17 protein-coding genes and 1 riboswitch are annotated in these 21,179 nt (G+C 58.1%); of the genes, 11 read left to right on the top strand and 6 right to left on the bottom strand.

From position 1 onward, the window contains the following. Positions 1 to 22 precede the first annotated feature (22 nt). From uca to PO881_RS00480, 6 genes are all read right to left on the bottom strand, one after another. Positions 23 to 3,622, bottom strand: coding sequence for an urea carboxylase (gene uca, locus PO881_RS00505; protein ID WP_280172288.1), 3,600 nt, complete (start codon positions 3,620 to 3,622; stop codon positions 23 to 25). 79 nt (positions 3,623 to 3,701) lie between these two features. Next, entirely contained in the window at positions 3,702 to 4,337 is a 636-nt protein-coding gene (locus PO881_RS00500; protein WP_277974346.1) for an urea amidolyase associated protein UAAP2, read from the bottom strand. After that, positions 4,337 to 5,044, bottom strand: a complete 708-nt coding sequence (locus tag PO881_RS00495; RefSeq protein ID WP_101763811.1) for an urea amidolyase associated protein UAAP1 — start codon at positions 5,042 to 5,044, stop codon at positions 4,337 to 4,339. Before PO881_RS00495 ends, PO881_RS00500 begins: the two co-directional genes overlap by 1 nt. 11 nt (positions 5,045 to 5,055) lie before the next feature. Then, on the bottom strand, positions 5,056 to 5,802 hold the full coding sequence (locus tag PO881_RS00490; RefSeq protein WP_277974345.1) for an ABC transporter ATP-binding protein: 747 nt from the start codon (positions 5,800 to 5,802) through the stop codon (positions 5,056 to 5,058). Positions 5,803 to 5,812: 10 nt separating this feature from the next. Then, positions 5,813 to 6,625, bottom strand: coding sequence for an ABC transporter permease subunit (locus PO881_RS00485; protein WP_101763813.1), 813 nt, complete (start codon positions 6,623 to 6,625; stop codon positions 5,813 to 5,815). 14 nt (positions 6,626 to 6,639) lie between these two features. Next, a complete protein-coding gene (locus PO881_RS00480; RefSeq protein WP_192236858.1) occupies positions 6,640 to 7,698 on the bottom strand; it encodes a putative urea ABC transporter substrate-binding protein in 1,059 nt (352 codons plus the stop codon). Between the two features lie 63 nt (positions 7,699 to 7,761). Beyond that, positions 7,762 to 7,856, bottom strand: a riboswitch (guanidine-I (ykkC/yxkD leader). Between the two features lie 407 nt (positions 7,857 to 8,263). On the opposite strand from PO881_RS00480, the gene PO881_RS00475 reads away from it, so the two are divergent. The 11 genes from PO881_RS00475 to mtlR all read left to right on the top strand — a co-directional run bounded on the left by PO881_RS00475 (position 8,264) and on the right by mtlR (position 21,149). Continuing rightward, positions 8,264 to 8,986 carry a FadR/GntR family transcriptional regulator gene (locus tag PO881_RS00475; protein WP_101763815.1) on the top strand — a complete coding sequence of 241 codons (723 nt, stop codon included), beginning with the start codon at positions 8,264 to 8,266 and terminating at the stop codon, positions 8,984 to 8,986. Next, positions 8,983 to 9,978: an ABC transporter ATP-binding protein gene (locus PO881_RS00470; protein WP_210081031.1), complete on the top strand. Its 996-nt coding sequence runs from the start codon at positions 8,983 to 8,985 to the stop codon at positions 9,976 to 9,978. The genes PO881_RS00475 and PO881_RS00470 overlap by 4 nt, the downstream gene beginning before the upstream one ends. Then, complete coding sequence (locus PO881_RS00465) at positions 9,975 to 11,036, top strand: oligopeptide/dipeptide ABC transporter ATP-binding protein (protein WP_101763817.1); 1,062 nt, start codon at positions 9,975 to 9,977, stop codon at positions 11,034 to 11,036. Before PO881_RS00470 ends, PO881_RS00465 begins: the two co-directional genes overlap by 4 nt. 16 nt (positions 11,037 to 11,052) lie before the next feature. Further along, positions 11,053 to 12,570 (top strand): ABC transporter substrate-binding protein, encoded by a 1,518-nt coding sequence (locus PO881_RS00460; RefSeq protein ID WP_192236854.1) that lies wholly within the window; start codon positions 11,053 to 11,055, stop codon positions 12,568 to 12,570. A 17-nt stretch (positions 12,571 to 12,587) separates the two neighbouring features. Next, positions 12,588 to 13,529 (top strand): ABC transporter permease, encoded by a 942-nt coding sequence (locus tag PO881_RS00455; RefSeq protein WP_137384873.1) that lies wholly within the window; start codon positions 12,588 to 12,590, stop codon positions 13,527 to 13,529. Between the two features lie 2 nt (positions 13,530 to 13,531). Beyond that, positions 13,532 to 14,413: an ABC transporter permease gene (locus PO881_RS00450; RefSeq protein WP_101763820.1), complete on the top strand. Its 882-nt coding sequence runs from the start codon at positions 13,532 to 13,534 to the stop codon at positions 14,411 to 14,413. A gap of 9 nt (positions 14,414 to 14,422) precedes the next feature. Next, on the top strand, positions 14,423 to 16,021 hold the full coding sequence (locus PO881_RS00445; protein WP_101763821.1) for a gamma-glutamyltransferase family protein: 1,599 nt from the start codon (positions 14,423 to 14,425) through the stop codon (positions 16,019 to 16,021). 173 nt (positions 16,022 to 16,194) lie between these two features. Beyond that, positions 16,195 to 16,908 carry a DUF3053 domain-containing protein gene (locus PO881_RS00440; RefSeq protein WP_222185673.1) on the top strand — a complete coding sequence of 238 codons (714 nt, stop codon included), beginning with the start codon at positions 16,195 to 16,197 and terminating at the stop codon, positions 16,906 to 16,908. Between the two features lie 457 nt (positions 16,909 to 17,365). Continuing rightward, complete coding sequence (locus tag PO881_RS00435; RefSeq protein WP_101763823.1) at positions 17,366 to 19,300, top strand: PTS mannitol transporter subunit IICBA; 1,935 nt, start codon at positions 17,366 to 17,368, stop codon at positions 19,298 to 19,300. A gap of 94 nt (positions 19,301 to 19,394) precedes the next feature. Beyond that, a complete protein-coding gene (gene mtlD / locus PO881_RS00430; RefSeq protein ID WP_101763824.1) occupies positions 19,395 to 20,543 on the top strand; it encodes a mannitol-1-phosphate 5-dehydrogenase in 1,149 nt (382 codons plus the stop codon). Positions 20,544 to 20,603: 60 nt separating this feature from the next. Beyond that, positions 20,604 to 21,149, top strand: coding sequence for a mannitol operon repressor MtlR (gene mtlR / locus PO881_RS00425; protein ID WP_206098224.1), 546 nt, complete (start codon positions 20,604 to 20,606; stop codon positions 21,147 to 21,149). The last annotated feature ends 30 nt before the right edge of the window (positions 21,150 to 21,179 follow it).

The following is a 21,179-nucleotide window of genomic DNA, read 5'->3' as shown; positions in this document are numbered from 1 at the left end:
CCTGATTATTTTTTATTCTTTCTTATGCCACTTTTGGGTCGATCACCATAAGCAATTGACCTGCCTGCACTTGCTGCCCAGACTGCCGCGTCAGACTATGGATTTTTCCACTGACGGGCGCGACGATCGGGATTTCCATCTTCATTGATTCGAGAATGCCGACCGTGGCCCCCGCACTGATTTCACTGCCTTCCTCCACCAGCCATTGCCACACGCTGCCCGCCACCTGGCTCTCAACGGGATGACAACCGGCTGGCACCACACTCTCTTCGCTGCTCTGCGCTTGCAGCTGGCTATCGAAGGTAAACTGCCCTTCCGCTCGCCAGCGCGCCAACTCCTCATCAAACGCCTGCTGGCGCTGCTGCTGGAAGGCATCAATCTCCTGCGCGTGCTGCGTCAGCATCGCCTGATACTCGGCGAGGCGGAATTCACCCTGTTCCACGCGTAGCGGATAATCGCCCCACGGGAAACGCTCACGAATCTGCAGCAACTCGTCGGCATCTACCGGATAAAAGCGAATTTGATCGAAGAAGCGCAGTAACCACGGCTGGGTAAACGCAGCTGTGGGTCGATCGCGGTTCCACATCTGCATAGTGCGTCCAACAAACTGATAGCCGCCCGGCCCTTCCATGCCATACACGCACATATAAGCGCCGCCGATACCGACCGAATTTTCCGCCGTCCAGGTGCGCGCCGGATTGTATTTGGTGGTCACCAGGCGATGGCGCGGATCGAGTGGCGTAGCCACCGGCGCACCGAGATAGACATCGCCCAATCCCATTACCAAATAAGAGGCGCTAAATACGATCTCTTTTACCGACTCAATGCTATCCAGCCCATTGATGCGGCGAATAAATTCAATATTGCTTGGGCACCACGGCGCATTCGGTCTGACGGATTGGTCGTAGCGCACAATCGCTTCACGACAGGCCGCATCATCCCAGCTAAGTGGCAGCCAGACGGTGCGCGCAGGCACGGCCGCATCGGCCAGGCTACCCAATGCTAAATCAGCGTGCAATATTTGCGCCACTCGCTCACTTCTGGCACACATTTGTGCGTCATAATGAATTTGTAGCGAGCGGATGCCAGGCGTCAATTCCAACTGCCCCGGCAGCGGGTGCGCTTCCAGCCATTGCATCAGCGCATGCACGCGAAAACGCAACGCGATATCCAGTTGCAAATCGCCATATTCCACCAGCAGAAAACGGTCGCCCGCCGCCCGAATACAGAGCGAAGGACGTTGCTCCGTTGCCGCATGATGGTGCAGAACCGGATCAATTAAGGGCAGCGCCACGTTCACTGTAATCGGTTGAGATTGCAGTTTGATGATCTCGTCACGCTGCGCCTGCGCCAGTTGATCGGCGGTGGCAAGTTCGATCGGCTGGAACTGGACGCGATCGCCAGCTTTCAGCTGCCCCAGCTTCCACAGATCGGCTTCGATCACCGTTGCCGGACAAACAAAACCTCCCAGCGATGGGCCATCCGGGCCGAGGATCACCGGCATATCGCCGGTAAAATCCACGGTGCCGAAAGCATACGCATTGTCGTGGATGTTCGAGGGATGCATGCCCGCTTCGCCGCCATCGCTGCGTGCCCAGGTCGGTTTGGGGCCGATCAGGCGAATGCCGGTGCGGCTGGAGTTGTAGTGCACTTGCCACTCAGCGGCAAAAAATTCCGCGATGTCATCATCGGTGAAGAAGGTTGGCGCGCCATGCGGACCGTAAATCACCCGCAGCTGCCAGCTGCCGTTCAGTGACGGCAGCAAATTATCCGGCAAGCTGGCCGCTGTCAGCACCTGCGGCGCGGCGAGATGCAGCACATCACCGGCGCGCAGCGCGCGTCCGGCATGACCACCAAATTTGCCGAGGGTGAAAGTGCTGCGGCTACCCAGATAGCGCGGCGTATTGAGGCCACCGGCCAGCAGCAGATAGCTGCGGCTGCCATCTCGTACTTCGCCGAGCGTCAGCGTTTGCCCGACCTGCGCCGTCAGCCGCTGATGCATCGGTATCGTTTGTTGATCAAGCTGCGCGGCAATCGGCGCGCCGGTCAGGACAAAACTGCAGGCCTGGTTGAAGCGCAGCGTCGGGCCACGCAAGGTGATCTCCAGCCCGGCGGCCTGAGCATCATTGTCTAACAGGCGATTACCCAGCTGGAACGCGCGGCTGTCGAATGGACCGGAAGGCGGCACGCCAACATGCCAATAACCGATGCGGCCCGGCGCATCTTGCACTGTGGTTAAGGTGCCGCCGCTGAGAATATCCAGCGTTGGCGGCTGCCACTGCAGGGTGCCGAGCGTGGCGGTGATGATGCGTCCCTGCTGCACGTCCGGCAGCGTGCACAGCTGGCGCAGCCACAGCAAATTGGTTTCGATGCCGTACAGTTCGGTGGCGGATAGCGCCTGCGCCATGCTGCCTAGCGCGCTGGTACGGTCTGCGGCATGTACAATAAGTTTCGCCAGCATCGGATCGTAAAATGGCGAAACCTCCATGCCGCTCTCAACGCTGCTGTCGATGCGCAGCGTAGCGCCCTCAATCGTAGTCGGGAACTGCACATGGCTGAGCAATCCCGCGCTGGGCTGGAACTGCTTAGCCGGATCTTCGGCGTAAAGCCGTACCTGAATGGCGTGACCTTGCACCACCGGCTGCAAATCGGCCAGCGGCGGCAATCTTTGCTGCGCCAGTTCTACCATCCAGCGCACCAAATCAACGCCATACACCATTTCGGTGACGCCATGTTCCACCTGCAAGCGCGTGTTCACTTCAAGGAACCAGAACTGCTGGCTGGCATCGTCATAAACATATTCCACCGTGCCCGCGCTGCGATAGTTCACCGCCCGCGCCAGCCTTACGGCGGTGGCCTGCAACTGCGCGCGCACCGCAGCGCTCAAGCCCGGTGCGGGCGTCTCTTCCAGCACCTTTTGATTGCGGCGCTGGGCCGAGCAATCACGCTCGCCGAGCGCGATGACTTCACCTGCGCCGTCGCCAAAAATCTGCACTTCGATATGGCGCGCACGCGCAATAAACTTCTCTAAAAACACGCCATCGTCGGCGAAGTTGTTGCCTGCCAGGCGCTTCACGCGGGTGAATGCGGCGTCTAGCTGTTCGGCATCGTCACAGCGCTGCATGCCAATGCCGCCGCCGCCCGCGGTGCTTTTCAACATGACCGGATAGCCAATCTGCGCCGCCATCTGCTGCGCCTCGGCCAGCGAAGACAGTAAGCCGCTGCCCGGCAGCAGCGGCACATTATTCTGTTCAGCCAGCGCACGCGCGCTGTGTTTCAGGCCAAAGGCCGCCATCTGCTCGGCGCTCGGCCCAAGAAAATGCACGCCCGCCGCTTCGCAGCGCGTCACAAACTCCGGATTTTCACTGAGAAAACCGTAGCCGGGATGCAGTGCCTGCGCGCCACTCTGCGCGGCTATCGCCAGCAATTTATCCTGATTGAGATAAGTGTCTCGCACCTGACCTTCACCGAGCGACCAGGCTTCATCCGCCAGACGCACATGGCGCGCATGACGGTCGGCTTCGGCATACACGGCAATCGCCCGGATATTCATGGCTTGCAGGGTTCGAATAATGCGCACGGCAATCGCGCCACGGTTGGCAATTAATACGCGATCAATCATGACTGAATACTCTCGTTGCGGCAGGTCGTCCTGCGTAGCATTGACGGCAGAAAACGGGTCGTCCCGTTGCGTCAGAAAATCACCACACGCTGACTAAAATCGGCGTTGGGTTGTAACCGTTGCAGGGATTGTTGAGCTGCGGGCAGTTGGAGATCAGCACCAGCACGTTGATGTGTGCCAGCATCTCGACATATTTGCCCGGCGCAGAAATGCCGTCGGCAAAGGTCAATCCGCCATCCTGCGTCACCGGCACGTTCATGAAAAAGTTGATGTTGTGGGTGATGTCGCGGCGCGTCAGGCCAAACTCCGGCTGCTCCGCCACCGCCAGCATCCAGCTATCGCGGCACGAATGCATATGGCGCTTCTCCAGGTCATAACGCACCGTGTTGCTCTCGCATGAACAAGCGCCGCCGAGCGTGTCGTGACGGCCGCAGGTATCGGCAGTGATGGTCAGCATTGGGCGATCAAAGTTCGAGCGCAGCACGCTGCCGGCCGTCAGAAAAACATTGTTTTGCCCGCGCAGCGTGTCGCTCATGCTGTAGCGTTCGGCGGTGTCCTCAGCATTGAAAAACAGCGTATCGGCGGCTTGATTGCCTTCAAGATCGGTGATGCGTAGCGTTTGGCCCGCCTCGATGCGCTGCAGCCAGTAATCACCGGCATCAATTTGCTGCTGGAAGCGCGCTTCGGCTGGATCGCGCTGACTCTCATTGATCATCACATTTCTCCTTGCAGTTGATACAGCGCGTTATTGCGCAGACCGCGCTGATTCTCGTCGCGCTCGAGACACATCGCCGGCAGCGGCGCGTGTTGCGCATCCAGTTCGATCTGCACCGGCTGGCGCGGATAATCCTGCGATGCGCTGAGCGGATGCGGGCAAGTGTGCAGCAGCACTAGCGTGTCCATCGCGAAACGTAAACGCACGCTGGCACCCGCCGCGCCCTGACGTTCCAGCTGCAAAGTGCCACTGTCGTCGGCGCGCACCTGCGCAAACAGGTTGAGGCAGGACGCCATATCGCGCCGGCCGAGCCCATATTTGGCCAGCTCGACAAGAAAACTGTCGTAGCCATTTTGATGGCGCAGATTGCGCGCCTGCTGATAGGTGCTGGCACCAAAACGCGCGGCGGTTTGTGCGGCATTCAGCGTGCCGCACACGCTTTCGTGCCAGCCGAAGCTGTCGTGTTCGATGCCGCAGAAAATACGTCCCATATCTGAATAGAGACAATGACCGGCGGTGAGGCGGAAAGTGTGCTGGCACTTCAGGGTATCGGGCGCGTTATAGCGCTCCAGCAGGTTTTCCGGGTTGTAAAACAGCAGGCCGACGTTGGCGCCACCTTCGACATCGGTGAGGGTCAGCGCACTGCCGCTGCGCATCATCAGCGACCAGTGTGCGCCGCTCGGCAACAAGGTTTGATAAGGCTTCATGGTTTTCTCCTTTAGGCGACCTGCGGTTCGGATGGCTGTGCGCGATCCAGCGGCAGATCGTAAGTGATTGTCGCGCCCCAGGCTTCAGGCGCGTGCGGATCGTGGCGCAGCTTGTCGAACACCAGCAGACGCGATGCAAGGCTAAATCCCTCTTTCAAATCGTGGGTGATCATGAAAATGGTCAGGTTATGCTGCTGCCACAAACGGGTGATCAGCTGGTGCATCTCGCTACGGATGCCGGGATCGAGTGCGCCGAAGGGTTCATCGAGCAGCAAAATGCGCGGCTGCTTCATCAACGCCTGCGCCAGCGCCAGACGCTGCTGCATGCCGCCCGACAGCTGATGCGGATATTTATTCTGTGCCTGTTCAAGCCCGACCTGCGCCAGCATGGCCTGCGCGCGCTGGCGAATCGTCTGGCGTTTCTTTCCCCACACGCGGCCCAGCCAACGCGCACTGCTGAACTCGTCGCCCAGCATCACGTTGCCCAGCACCGTCATATGCGGAAACACGGAATAACGCTGAAACACCACGCCGCGATGCGCATCCGGTTCGTCGGGGATAGGTTCGCCATCCAGCAACAGCTGGCCTTTGCTGGGCGCTTCAGTGCCGAGCAGCATATTCAGGAAGGTGGTCTTGCCGCAGCCGGACGCACCGACAATCGCCACAAACTCGCCCTCTTCAACCTCGATATTGAGGCGCTCCAGCACCACTTGCTGGCCGTAATGTTTCTCAAGGTTTTTCAGTTGCAGTAACGGCATCGCTCGCCCCTTATTTCGCGTGATACCACGGCCAGCAGCGACGGCTAATCAGCCGCAGCAACAGGTCGAGCAGGAAGGCCAGCAGCGCGATCCACGCCACGTAGGGCAGAATCACATCCATTGCCAGATAACGCCGCATCAGGAAGATGCGATAACCCAGGCCTTCTGTGGCGGCGATGGCTTCGGCGGCAATCAGAAACAGCCACGCCGACGCCAGCGACAGCCGTACCGCATCCAACAGGCGCGGCATCAGCTGCGGCAGGATCACGCGCCATAAAATCTGTGCGCTGTGCGCGCCGAGCGTCTGCGCTTTCACCAGCTGCTCGCGTGGGATCTTCTGCACCTGCAGCTGCAAATCGCGGGCAATCAGCGGCGTAATGCCGATGACAATCAGCACCACTTTCGATACTTCGCCGAGACCAAAACAGATAAACAGAATCGGCAGAATCGCCAGCGGCGGCACCAACGCAAACAGCGTCACCAGCGGCGCCAGCACCGCACGCACCACCGGCAGCGCGCCGGTGAACAGACCCAGCGCCAGCGCCAATAGCGCGCTGATCGCCACACCACACAGCAAACGCAGCAGACTGGCGGCGGTATCGCTCCACAACAGATATTCGCCAGTGCGCGGGCTGGGCTGAAATGCCATGCGGCTGATGGCGTCGCCCATGGCGTTAAAGCCCGGCAACAGCTTGTCTGCCGCATTCAGACTGAGACGCGCCTCCGACGCGAACAGATACACCAGCAGCAGCGCCAGCAGCGGCAGAATGCCCAGCAGCAAGCGCCCCAGCGGCAGCGGTTGGTAGTTGATCAACTTACGCATCGGCATCGCCTCGCTTACAGCTGCCCGGCGGCGGCCATTTTGGTGTACTCATCGGTGAAGCGCAGTTTGAGGTTACCCGCATCGCCCCAATTGCCCGCAGGCGTTACCACGCCCACCACATCGGCGCTCGGCGCGCCCTCGCCCAGCAAACCGTGCTTGAACGAGAACTCGGCGACCATCTGCATGGTGGCTTTGAGCTGTGGGCTTTGGACGAAATCGAGGGTGGTTTTGGCATCGCTAAACAGATGCGTGGCGGCCAGCTGCTGGTCAAAACCCGCCAGATCGGTGCCGGAAGCCTGCGCCATTTGTGTACGTGCCGCTTTAGCGCTGTCGGTTGGGCCGGACATGGTTTTCAACGTTTCATACCATGCGCCGGTCAGCGCTTTGCCGAGCTGCGGATACTTCTGCAACGTGGCGCTGTTGACCACCAGCAGATCGAGGATTTCGCCCGGAATTTGCGCGGAAGAGAAAATCAGATGGCTGTTCGGCTGCTTCTCCGCTTCGGCGAGCAGCGGATTCCACGTAACGATAGCGTTGACGTCGGCGGTGCCAAACGCTGCCACCAAATCGGCATCGGCGGTGTTCACCACTTTGACGTCTTTTTCGCTCATGCCGGATTTCTCCAGCGCCCGCGCCAGCAGGTAATGCGAAACCGAGAGTTCGACCAGATTGATTGGCTTGCCTTTCAGCGCTGAAAGGTTGCCCGCGCCTTTCAGCAGAATGCCGTCGTTACCGTTGGAGTAATCGCCAACGATCAGCGCCGTGCTATCCACGCCGCCGGTGGCCGGAATGGTCAGTGCATCCATGTTGGTCATGGTGCAACCAGCAAAACCCCCGGCGGTGTATTGATTCACCGACTCGATGTAGTCGTTAACCTGCACAAACTGGATATCGATGCCGTATTTGTCGGCCCATTTTTTGACGATACCGCTCTGCTGCGCGTAATCCCACGGCATCCAGCCCGCGTAGATCGACCAGCAAATCTTAAAGGAGGGTTTGTCGGCGGCCAGCGTGTTGACGCTGAACAGCGTGATGGTGCAAAGCAACAGCAGGCGAAGGCAGGCTTTGATCATGATGGTTCCTCTGGCGTTAACGGACGAAAAAAAAGCAGGAGGCGGCGAGCAACGTTCTCGCTTTCCTCCCGGGCTTTTTTCCCGCCGTGTAACCGTCAGAGGACGGTCGGTCACTCTCGGACCAGCATCTTTCGACCGGAACCCTAGTGACCCATTGCAAATTGTCTGGCGACCTCGGTTGCCCGCTATCGCTCCTGCATCTGTGTTAACACATACAAAATAGATGCCAAGGTTATATCCCGCTGAAAACCATCGGTTATTCACCCACCGTGCGTCGCCGCACTGCTGGCATTGCACAGATAAGCAGCGCGCGCGCACCACCGTGAAGCAGTATGCCGGTGAGGACGTTGACGCTTCTCGCAATTCACAACCGGCACTGAAAAAACTTTTGCTTTGCGATCATGTGGTTATTACACATTGATGACACGCCAATCCGAACCAATTAAATATTGGTTCACTTCTTGCCTAGGCTAATAAAGCTGCCGAATTCGCCTTTCATCAGGAAAAGTGCTGGATACGCGGCGATTACCGATCTTTTTCTGATGCATAAACAGGCGAACCAATTATGAATGACACGCCAGAAACCAGCCGCAACTCCAGCACCGCACTTGAGCAACTGCGCCAGCTGATTCAGCAGCAGGAGCACACGCCCGATCGCGCGCTGCCCACCGAACGTGAGTTAGCCGAGCGGTTTGGCATCGGTCGTCGTGAAATTCGCCGGGCATTAGATGTGCTGGAAGAAGAGGGCCGCATCTGGCGTAAACAGGGCAAAGGCACCTTTGTTGGGCCCTCCGCGCCAGTGCAACCGCTGGTGCTACAGGATCTGCCGCAACAATCGAATCTGCTTGAAGTGATGGAAGCGCGTTTGCAGCTGGAGCCGGGGCTGGCAAGTCTTGCCGCCCTGCGCGCCACCAAAGAACAAATCGCCTTAATGAAACGCCTGCTGGAGCGCATGCACGCCATCACGCCGCCTGAAGATGGCGATCAGCATGAACTGTGGGACAGCGCCTTCCATCGCGCCATCGCCGAAGCGGCGGGCAATCGCCTGATGCTCGGGCTGTTTGATGCCGTCGATGCGGTGCGCCGCGATCCCGGCTGGCAGCATTTGCGGGTGCAGGCGCGTACCCCGGCACGCCTGGATAACTATGACACCCATCATCAGCGGCTGGTGATGCACATCGCCCAGCGCCAGCCCCATGAAGCGGCAGCGGCGATGCGTGAGCATCTGCTTGCGCTGCAACAGGCGCTGATGGAAACGCTCTATTCCCGTCAGGAGGAAGCGCCATGACCGCACATCCCGTTTTATCGCTGCGCAATCTGCGCGTGCAGTTTCGCGGCTCGCCGGTCACGGTACTGGATGATATTTCTCTGGAGCTACAGGCGGGAGAAACGCTGGCGCTGGTCGGTGAATCGGGCTGCGGCAAAAGCATCACCTCACTCACGTTGATGGGTTTGCAGCCTGACAGTGCGCAAATCTTGCAGGGCGACATGCTGTTTGATGGCCGCGATCTGCGCCAACTCAGCAGCAGTGAATACGCCAGCCTGCGTGGCAACCAATTGGCGATGATTTTTCAGGAACCGATGACCTCGCTTAATCCAGCCTTCACGCTTGGCGATCAGCTGAGCGAAGCGGTGATGCGCCATCGCAAAGTGAGTAAGCGCCAGGCAATGGACGCGGCGCTGGCGATTCTGCAAAAAGTGCAAATTCCAGCAGCGGAACAGCGGCTGAAAGCCTATCCGCATCAGCTCTCCGGCGGCATGCGCCAGCGCGTGATGATTGCCATGGCGCTGATCAACCAGCCAAAACTGTTGATTGCCGATGAACCCACTACCGCGCTCGACGTCACCATTCAGGCGCAAATTCTGGCGCTGTTGAACACCCTAAAACAGGACACTGGCACCGCAGTATTGATGATCACGCATGACCTCGGCGTGGTAGCGGAAGTGGCGCAGCGCGTGGCGGTGATGTATGCCGGTCAGGTGGTGGAGAGCGGCAGCGTGGAGCGTATTTTCAACGATCCGCAGCATCCGTACACCATTGGCCTAATGGGCTCAATTCCCAGCCTGAGCGCGCGTGAAGGGGCGTTAGCCACCATTCCCGGCCAGGTGCCGTTGCCGGAAAACATGCCGGCTGGCTGCCGCTTTGCCACGCGCTGCCCCTTCGCCGAAATACGCTGCCACCAGCATCGTCCGGCGTTGCGCGCACTGGCGAACGATCATCAGGTGGCCTGTTTCCGCGCTCCGTTAGAGCAACACGTCACGCTGGGAGAAAGTGCATGAAGCCGATTTTAGAGTGCCGCGATTTAAGCAAAACCTTCTCCACCGGCAACCGGCTGTTTTCACGCAATCGCGGCGTGACGGCGGTCGATCGCGTTGCGCTACAGGTGATGCCGGGCGAAACGCTGGCGATTGTCGGCGAATCCGGTTCCGGTAAATCGACACTGGGACGTTTGCTGCTGCGTTTATTAGCCGCCAGCGCCGGCGACGTGTTCTATCAGGGCGAAAGCATCACCGATGCCAGCGGCGCGCGACTCAATCAGCTGCGTCGCGAATTGCAGATTATCTTTCAGGATCCGTTTGCCTCGCTCAATCCGCGCATGACGGTGCAGCAGATTGTGGGCGAACCTTTGTGGCTGCACGAAAAGATGAGCCGCGATCAGCGCCACGCGCGCGTCGCCGAACTGCTGCGCACCGTTGGCCTGCCTGCGGCCTGGGCCGAACGTTACCCGCACGAGTTTTCAGGCGGTCAGCGCCAGCGCATTGGTATTGCTCGCGCGCTGGCCTCACAGCCGAAATTACTGCTCGGCGATGAGCCGGTTTCAGCGCTGGATGTGTCCGTGCAGGCGCAGGTGGTGAATCTGCTTGAGAGCCTGAAACAGCAGTTTGGCCTGACGATGGTGATCGTGGCGCACGGTTTGGCGGTGATCCGCCATATGAGCGATCGCGTGGCGGTGATGTATCTCGGTCAGATTGTCGAACTGGCCAGCGTCGATGAGATTTTTGATGCGCCGCTCCATCCTTATACGCAAGCGTTGATTGCCTCCGCGCCACAAATGCAGCCGGGCGTCAGTCGCACCATCCCCATGCTGCAGGGTGATTTGCCCAACCCAGCAGATCCACCTAGCGGCTGCCGTTTTCATACCCGTTGTCCCTATGCCACAGCGGAATGTCGCCAGTTTGAACCGATTAATCAGGTGCTGAGCGGCGGCCGTCAAATTGCCTGTCACCGCTGGCAGGAGATTAATCGCGATCGCAGCGTCATCACCCTTGCGCCACCTTCCGCCGCTTTTTTACGTCGCCGCGCCCTGTTTGAGCAGGCGGTGAATCAGCAAGCCTAACCTCTGGAGATACACCGTGAAGCAAGCTCGTCATACGTTATTAACCGCCCTCAGCGGTCTGTTACTGCTCGGGGCTAGCGCCCACAGCCAGGCTGACAGCGTGATTCGCATCGGCCTGGGCGCCGATCCCGACATGCTCGATCCGCATCTGGCGCGCACCTATTACGGCCGTTTTGTGTTTGCGGCCATGTGCGATCGTTTGGTCGATGTCGATCAAAATCTCAAAGTGGTGCCAGGTCTCGCCACCGATTGGGCGTGGAGCGAGGACGGCAAAACGCTGACCATGAATCTGCGCAGTGGCGTGACCTTCCACGATGGCGAAAAATTTGATGCGCAAGCGGTGAAATTCAATATCGAACGTGCGCAAACGCTGCCGGGTTCGCTGCGTAAAAGTGAAATCTCCTCGATTGAAAGCGTGGAAGTGAGCGGCCCGATGCAGGTGAAGTTCCACCTGAAAAACCCGGATGCGGCGCTGCTGAGCCAGCTGACCGACCGCGCCGGAGCCATGCTGGCACCGGAAGCGGCGAAAAAGCCCGATTTCGCCGCTCATCCGGTCTGCTCTGGCCCGTATCAGTTCGACAGCCGTGTTCAGCAGGATCGCATCGTGCTGAAGCGCTATGACAATTACTGGAATAAAGGCGCCTATCACTTCGATAAGGTGATTTTCCTGCCGATCCCGGATGCTTCAGTGCGCCTCGCAAACCTGCGTGCCGGCGATTTGGATCTCACCGAAGGCGTGGCCGCCAGCGATGTGAAAACCGTTGAAGCCGATAGCAAACTGGCGCTGGCAAAAGTCACAGGTCTTGGTTATCAGGGCATCACTTTCAATATCAACAACGGCAAAGTCGATGCTAATAGTCCGCTGAAAGATGCGCGGGTGCGTGAAGCGTTCTCACTGGCGATTGACCGTGATGCGCTGAATCAGGTGGCATTTGAAGGCTTATATACGCCAGCCAATCAGGCGTTTTCACCGGTCAGCGCGTATCACGTCAAAACACCGATCGCACCGCGCGATGTTGAGAAAGCCAAAGCACTGCTGAAGGCTGCGGGTGTTACCACACCGCTGAATCTGACGCTGCTGGTCAGCAATAACCCGACCGCGCAGCAGGTGGGCCAGGTGATTCAGGCGATGGTCGGTGAAGCCGGTTTCAACCTCAATCTGCAAATGAGTGAGTTCGCTACCCTGTTGGATCGCCAGCAGCGCGGGGATTATCAGCTTAGCCTGTCGGGTTGGTCTGGTCGTCCGGATCCGGACGGCAGCATCTATTCGTTTATTAACAGCAAAGGCACGCTCAATGACGGACGCTACAGCAATGCGCAGGTCGATGAGTGGCTGAATGCCGCGCGTCTCACCAACGACCAGGCACAGCGTCAGGCGCTCTACACCCAAGTGGTGAACCAACTGCAAAGCGATATGCCGATTGCGTACCTCTACTTTGAGCCACGCATTTTTGGCATGTCGAAAAAACTGCAGGGCTTCAAAGCCTGGCCGGACGGATTGGTACGTTTGGCTGGCGTAAGTCTGGCGCAGTAAACCGCTAAGGAGCGAGGATGCTGGAACTGATTGTAAAACGGCTATTGCTGGCCATTCCGACGCTGCTGCTGGTGAGCATTATGGTGTTCGCACTGCAAAAGCTGCTGCCGGGCGATCCGGTGCTGGCGATGGCGGGCGAAGAGCGCGATCCGGCGGTTATCGCCCAGCTGCGGGCGGAATATCATCTGGACGATCCGATTCCCGCGCAATATTTCGCCTGGATGGGTAATGCGCTAACCGGCGATTTGGGCATGTCGCTGCGCACCAAAGAGCCGGTGACGGCGCTGATCGCCAGCAAATTGCCGGTCACGCTGGAATTGTCATTGCTGGCGATGATTATCGCGCTGGTGATTGGCATCAGCATGGGCATCATCGCCGCGGTGCGCAAAGACAGTTGGGTCGATCACACCACCAACTTTGTCGCGCTTTCCGGGATTTCAGTGCCTCACTTCTGGCTCGGTATTTTGCTGATTCTGCTGTTCTCAGTACACCTGCAATGGCTGCCGGCATCGGGTTTTGTGCCGGTTAGCGAGGATGTGGCGCAGAACCTGAAAACGCTGCTGCTGCCGGCGCTGGTGCTTGGTACCGGACTGGCCGCCACGTTAATGCGCCACACTCGCGCTTCAATGATCGCCGTGCTGAAAGCGGATTACATTCGCACCGCACGCGCCAAAGGGCTGCTGGCAAAGAAAGTGGTGCTCAAGCATGCGTTGCGTAATGCGCTGATGCCGATTGTTACTCTTACCACGCTGCTGTTTGGCGAGTTGCTGGGTGGCGCGGTGCTGACCGAGCAGGTCTTCACGCTGCCCGGCTTTGGCAAGATGATTGTCGATGCGGTATTCAACCGTGATTACGCCGTGGTGCAAGGCGTGGTGCTGGTGGTGGCGATTGGCTTCTTGCTGCTCAATCTGCTGGCCGATGTGCTCTATATGATCATTAACCCGAAAATGCGAGGCTGACCATGAGCGAGGTATTAACCGCTGGCGCACTGCCTGCAGTGGCAAAGCCGAATCGTCGGGTGCTGAAAAAGTTCCTGCGTAATAAAAGTGCGCTGATTGGTGCGGTGATTGTGCTGCTGTTTGTCGCCGTGGCGCTGCTGGCACCGTGGCTGGCACCGTTTGATCCCATCAAAGCCAATTTCCTTGCGGTGCGTAAAGCACCTACGGTGCTGCACTGGTTTGGCACCGATGAGCTGGGGCGCGATATTTTGTCTCGCCTGGTGTGGGGCGCGCGTACTTCGCTGCTGGCGGGTTGCATTTCGGTGCTGATCGCCATTCTGATTGGTGTGCCGCTTGGGTTGATTGCCGGTTACTGGCAAGGCTGGTGCGACGGCATTATTTCGCGCTTTATCGAAGCGCTGCTGGCATGCCCGTTTCTGATTCTGGCAATCGCGCTGGGAGCGTTTCTCGGCCCGAGCTTATCAAATGCAATGATTGCCATCGGTTTATCTGCGATGCCGATTTTCGCGCGCTTGACGCGCGGCCAGGTGATCGCCATTCGCCACGAAGAGTACATTGACGGCGCGCGAGCGATTGGCTTACCCGATCGCTGGATCATCCTGCGTTACGTGCTGCCCAATGTGCTATCGCCAATTCTGGTGCAGGCCACGCTGGCGATTGCTTCGGCGATCATTACCGAAGCCAGCCTCTCATTCCTTGGCCTCGGCCAGCAACCGCCCTCGCCTTCATGGGGTGCGATGCTGAATACCGCCAAAGGCTTTCTCGAACAGGCGCCGTGGATGTCGATTTTCCCCGGCCTGGCTATTTTTCTCACCGTGCAGGGCTTCAACCTGCTGGGCGACGGTTTGCGCGACGCGCTCGACCCACGTGATGACTCACACTAAGGAACGATCATGAGTGAACTGGATTTTAACGTCAGCTATGCCTCACACCGCGTACCGATGATGGGACGCAACGCGGTTGCCACTTCGCAGCCGCTGGCGGCGCAGGCCGGGATGCGTATGTTGCAACAGGGCGGCAATGCGGTAGATGCGGCGATTGCCAGTGCAATGGCGTTGACCGTGCTGGAGCCTAGCGGCAACGGACTCGGCAGTGACGCCTTTGCGATTATCTGGGATGGCAAACAGCTGCACGGTTTGAATGCCTCGGGCCGCTCGCCCGCCGCATGGAACCCGGAACGCTTTGCCGGGCGCGATGCCATGCCGGAAATTGGCTGGGAAGCGGTCACCGTGCCGGGCGCGGTTTCGGCGTGGGTGGAGCTGGCCGAACGCTTTGGCACGCTACCACTCACCACGCTAGCGCAACCGGCCATCGAATACGCGCGCGATGGTTTCCCGGTTTCACCGCTGATTGGTCATCTGTGGCAGCGCGCCTACCACAAGCTGAAAGATCAGCCCGGCTTCGTCGAGTGCTTTGCGCCCGATGGACGACCGCCGCGTGCCGGCGAGCTGTTCCGTAATCCGGCGCAAGCCGAAACGCTGCAAAAAATCGCCGAAACGCGCGGTGAAGCCTTCTATCGTGGCGAGCTGGCTGAAAAGATAGTGGCGTTTGCTGAGCAGCATGGTGCGGCGCTGAGCCTTGATGATCTGAAAAATCATCGCGCCGACTGGGTAGAATTGTTATCGCGTCCGTTTGCGGGCGGATCGGTGCAGGAATTGCCGCCGAACGGTCAGGGCATTGCCACCCTGATTGCGTTGGGCATTCTTGAGCAGTGGGATATTGGTCGCTATGAACCGGATTCGGTGCCGTGGCTGCATCTGTCGATTGAAGCGATGAAGCTGGCGCTGGCCGATCTGGATCGCTATGTCAGCGATTACGATCACCTCGAGTTCCCGGCAGAATTGCTTCTCAGTGATGAGTATTTAAAACAGCGCGCGCAGTTGATTAATCCCGATCGGGCCGGAGATTTTACCTTTGGCTCCCCGCAGCAGAGCGGCACGGTTTATCTTTCTACCGCTGATGCCAGCGGCATGATGGTGTCCTTTATACAGTCAAACTACATGGGCTTCGGTTCTGGCGTAGTGGTGCCGGGCACCGGCATTAGCCTGCAAAATCGTGGCTGCGGTTTCTCGCTCGATCCGCAGCATCCCAATGTGGTCGCCGGCGGCAAACGTCCGTTCCACACCATCATTCCGGCGTTTGCCCTCGACGGTGACGGCCAGCCGCTGATGTCGTTTGGCGTGATGGGCGGCCCGATGCAGGCGCAAGGTCATTTGCAGATGGCGCTGCGCATCATGCAGCATAAGCAAAACCCGCAGGCAGCGATTGATGCACCGCGCTGGCGCGTTGAGCAAGGACGTGCGGTGGTGGTTGAACCCGGCATCGACCGTAACGTGCTGGCGAAGCTGCGCGAGATGGGGCACCAGATCACGCTGGAAGATCCTTTGCTCGGCTATAACTTCGGCGGTGCGCAGGCGATTGTGCGCGATCCGCAAGGCTTCTATATCGCCGCCACTGAAAGCCGTAAGGATGGGCAGGCGCTGGTGTTTTGATTTAACGTGTTAAAACGGTCATCATAATGGGTGACCCTGGAATTTCGCCATTTCCTTATCGGGTGCGCATTTATGCGCACCAGGCAAACGCCGCCCGTTGTACCCGTCAGGCCATTGCACTATTCTTTAGGACCATTCCCATCGAATCGAATTAGCCATAACAGGAGTTCATCATGGCGTCAGGAATTTCTCGCATCTGGATGCGTACCGGCATGCTGATGGTCAGCGCGTTAGTGGTGCTGCAACTCACAGCCTGCGGTGACAAAGAGGGCGATCAGCGTAAAGCGTTCAGTGACTTCCTTCAGAACACGGTGATGCGCAGCGGCGAACATCTGCCAAGCCTGAGTGAAAACCAAAAGCAAACCTTCGGCAACTACGCCAGCGACTACGCCATCCTTTATGGCTTCTCGCAGCAGACCAATCAGGCGATTGAGCAAGGTATGCGCCCGGTGGTTGATGAGTTAGCAGCGATTCGTGTACCGCAGGATTACCTCACGCGTCGCGATAGCCTGCGCCAGGCCAGCGGCAATCTGAGCGTGCTGACCCAGCAGATTCAGAGCGCCAAAATGCAGGCGGACAGCAGCAAAGCCACCCTGAAGCAGCCGGATGACCTGAAGAAAGTGTATGACGCGGCCTACGTCAAAGTCGTGACGCAGCCAGCGAGCACGCTGATTCCGCTGCTGCCACAGCTGCAGGCGCTGAGCCAGGCAGCCGTGCAAACCGGCGACTATCTGCAATCGCAAGGCGCGCGCGTAACCTTCAACGATGGCGGCGTACAGTTCCCAACCCAGGATCAGGCAACGCAATACAACACGCTGATGAGCAATCTCTCCAGCAACGCGCAAGCGCTGACGCAAGCGCAAAATGCGGTGCAAGGCGGGTTGTAACAGTCGAACTATTTTAGTGGTCGCCATCATTGGCGACCCTGAAAGTCTGTTGTCCCTTTTCAGAATTTCGTCACTTCCTTACAGCTCACTTATCTGCTGCAGCATATTGTGATCTGGCGCATTTTCGACCAAAAATAGTTTGTGACATTGATCACACTTACACAACAAAGCGCCCACCTTAAAAGGTGACTTTAGTCACATTCATCGCCTTGTTTTGCTTAATTTTTCAGCATCGTTGCTTTCTTACAGCGCCTTTTTGTGATCGATGTCACCTTATCGCCCCCCAATCACCCCAGATTAGCGTGATCTGCATCACACTTAGGTGCAGCTCTACGCAGCGTAATAAACTAGTGCTAGAGTCCGCGTGCATACAGTAATGCCACGGCCCCCGCCGTAACGTTCAAACAAAAACAAACGCGCTCTCTTATTGCAGCGCGTCTCAATAAGGGGTGGGTTTATGTCCTCATCAGTAAAGGTCAAGGTTCAGAGCTTTGGTCGCTTTCTGAGTAATATGGTGATGCCTAACATCGGTGCGTTTATCGCATGGGGTATCATCACTGCGCTGTTCATCCCAACCGGATGGATTCCAAACGAAACGCTGGCGAAACTCGTCGGCCCAATGATCACCTACCTGCTGCCACTGCTGATTGGTTTCACCGGTGGACGTCTGGTTGGCGGCGATCGCGGTGGCGTGGTCGGTGCGATCACCACCATGGGCGTGATCGTCGGTGCCGATATGCCGATGTTCCTCGGCTCCATGATTGCCGGTCCGCTGGGCGGCTGGGCAATCAAATCCTTTGACCGCGTTGTTGATGGCAAGATCAAAAGCGGCTTCGAGATGCTGGTTAACAACTTCTCGGCCGGTATCATCGGTATGCTGCTGGCGCTGCTGGCGTTTGTCGCTATCGGTCCACTGGTTGAAGGCCTGTCTCACATTCTCGCCGCGGGCGTGAATCTGATGGTGCAGAACAACCTGCTGCCGCTGACCTCAATCTTTGTTGAACCGGCGAAAATCCTGTTCCTCAATAACGCCATTAACCACGGTATCTTCTCTCCGCTGGGTATCCAGCAGGCGAGCGAGGCGGGCAAATCAATCTTCTTCCTGATTGAAGCCAACCCTGGTCCGGGTATGGGCGTGCTGGTTGCCTACATGGTATTTGGCCGCGGTAGCGCCAAACAATCTGCAGGCGGTGCAGCGATCATCCACTTCCTTGGTGGTATCCACGAAATTTACTTCCCATACGTGCTGATGGCGCCGCGTCTGTTGCTGGCGGTTATTCTCGGCGGTATGACTGGCGTATTCACCCTGACACTGCTGAACGGCGGCCTGGTCTCTCCGGCTTCTCCAGGTTCCATACTGGCGGTGCTGGCGATGACGCCAAAAGGCGCTTACTTCGCGAATATCGCTGCCATTATCGCTGCGTTTGCCGTCTCCTTTGTGGTCTCAGCTATCCTGCTGAAAACCAGCAAAGTGAAAGAAGATGACGATATCGAAGCGGCGACACAGCGCATGCAGGATATGAAAGCGCAGTCAAAAGGTCAGGCTGTTGCCGGTTCGCCAGTTGCTGGCGATGCGATGAGCGTTGACCTGAACCACGTGCGTAAAATCATCGTAGCCTGTGACGCCGGTATGGGTTCAAGTGCGATGGGTGCGGGCGTGCTGCGTAAGAAAGTGCAGGACGCAGGTCTGAGCAATATCTCCGTCACCAACACGGCGATTAACTCGCTGCCGGGCGACGTCGATCTGGTGATTACCCACCGCGATCTGACCGAACGTGCGATGCGTCAGGCACCGCAGGCGCAGCACATTTCGCTGAACAACTTCCTTGATAGCGCGCTGTACAGCAACCTGACCGAACGTCTGGTGGCCGCTAACCGCAGCGAAGCGCGTCGTGAAACCGTGCAGACCACGCTGGCTGACAGCTACGACGAAGGCAACGCGCACCTGTTCAAACTGGGTGCAGACAACGTGTTCCTCGGTTTGAGTGCCACCCATAAAGAGCAGGCGATTCGCTTTGCGGGTGAGCAGCTGGTGAAAGGCGGCTACGTGCAGCCGGAATATGTTGACGCGATGCTGGAACGCGAAAAGCTGACGCCAACTTACCTCGGTGAATCCATTGCTGTGCCACACGGTACTGTAGAAGCGAAAGACCGCGTGCTCAAAACCGGCGTGGTGTTCTGCCAGTATCCGGCGGGCGTGCAGTTTGGTGATGAGCCAGAAGACGTGGCGCGTTTGGTGATTGGTATCGCCGCTCGCAATAACGAGCACATTCAGGTGATTACCAGCCTGACCAACGCGCTGGATGATGACAGCGTGATTGAGAAGCTGGCCAATACCACCAGCGTGCAGGACGTGTTGGATCTGCTCTCGGGCAGCACCGTCAAAGCGTAATACCCCGTTTTACCTTCCCTGGGGCGGGTAAGCCCGTCCCACATTTCCGGGGCGGACTTGCCCGCCCTTTCGTCATTTGATATGGGTCAAATTTATGAAAGCGTTACATTTTGGAGCAGGTAACATCGGTCGCGGTTTTATCGGTAAGTTACTGGCAGATGCCGGCATCGAGCTGGTGTTTGCTGACGTCAATCAGGTGGTACTTGATGCCCTTAACGCCCGTCATGAGTATCCGGTTCATGTGGTTGGCGAACAGGCAAAAGTCGAAATCGTAACAGGCGTGAGCGCCGTCAACAGCACCAGCGATGACATCGTTACGCTGATTGCTGAGGTTGATATCGTGACCACGGCGGTTGGTCCGCAGATTCTGGAGCGCATCGCCGGTGGCGTCGCGAAAGGTCTGGCCAAACGCAGCGACAGCGGTAATGTGCGTCCACTCAACATCATCGCCTGTGAAAACATGGTGCGCGGTACCAGCCAGCTGAAACAGCACGTGCTAAAAGCGCTGCCAGAGCAGTATCACGCATGGGTTGAAACGCATGTTGGCTTCGTGGATTCCGCGGTAGACCGCATCGTGCCGCCGTCCGAAGCGGGCACCACCGATCCGCTGGAAGTGACAGTTGAAACCTTCAGCGAGTGGATTGTTGATAAAACCCAGTTCAAAGGGGAATTGCCGAACATTCCTGGCATGGAATTGACCGACAACCTGATGGCATTCGTTGAGCGCAAGCTGTTCACCCTTAACACCGGTCACGCCATCACCGCGTATCTCGGCCAGCTGGCTGGTCACGCTACCATTCGTGACGCGATTCTCGATGAGAACGTGCGTGCGGTAGTGCAAGGCGCGATGCAGGAGAGCGGCGCCGTGCTGATCAAGCGTTATGGTTTTGAAGCCGATAAACATGCTGCCTATATCCAGAAAATCCTCACCCGCTTTGAAAACCCGTACCTGAAAGATGACGTTGAGCGCGTCGGTCGTCAGCCACTGCGTAAACTGAGCGCGGGCGATCGCCTGATCAAGCCAACGCTGGGCACGCTGGAGTATCAGCTGCCGCACGATAATCTGGTTCAGGGCATTGCCGCCGCGATGCACTATCGCAGCGAAGCCGATCCGCAGGCGCAGGAACTGGTCGCGCTGCTGGCAGAAAAAGGCCCGCAAGCCACGCTGGCGGAAATTTCTGGCCTGGATGCCAACAGCGAAGTGGTCACCTCAGTGGTGAGCGCTTACAACGCTATGGCATAATGCGCGCCCTTTAGTGGTTAACTCGGGCGCGCTTGCGTGCCCGCTGGCGGTAGCTGAACGATGCAGGCAATGATGGAAGAGAAGCAGGCTTTTGAAAACCGGGTGCTTGAGCGCCTGAACGCCGGTCGTTCGGTGAGAAGCTTCCTGATCGCCGCCGTTGAGCTGCTGACCGAAGCGGTTAACCTGCTGGTGCTGCAAGTGTTTCGCAAGGACGATTACGCGGTTAAATACGCGGTAGAACCGCTGCTGCTGGGTGATGGTCCGCTGGGCGAACTCTCGGTTCGCCTCAAGCTGATTTACGGCCTGGGCGTGATCAACCGGCATGAGTACGAAGATTGTGAACTGCTGCTGGCGCTGCGTGAGGAGCTGAATCACGATATCAGCGATTATCGTTTTATCGACGATGAGATCCTCGGCCCGTTTGGCGAACTGCACTGCGTGGCCGCCTGGCCACCGCAGCCAGACTTCAACCGCGACGACGACCAACTGCGCTCCATGCAGCAACAGCGCTATCTGCAGATGGTGCGTTCAACCATGGTGCTGTCGCTCACCGAGCTGATTTCACGGATTTCGCATAAGCAGGTGTTTAAAAAGCCTGCGCTGTAGTTTTTGTATGAACAAGCGCGATGAAGCGTG

This window comes from Pantoea sp. SS70, assembly GCF_029866845.1.
Taxonomy (GTDB): domain Bacteria; phylum Pseudomonadota; class Gammaproteobacteria; order Enterobacterales; family Enterobacteriaceae; genus Pantoea; species Pantoea leporis.
The sequence above is the reverse complement of the archived record's forward strand: the minus strand, read 5'-3'. Positions and strand labels throughout refer to the sequence as shown.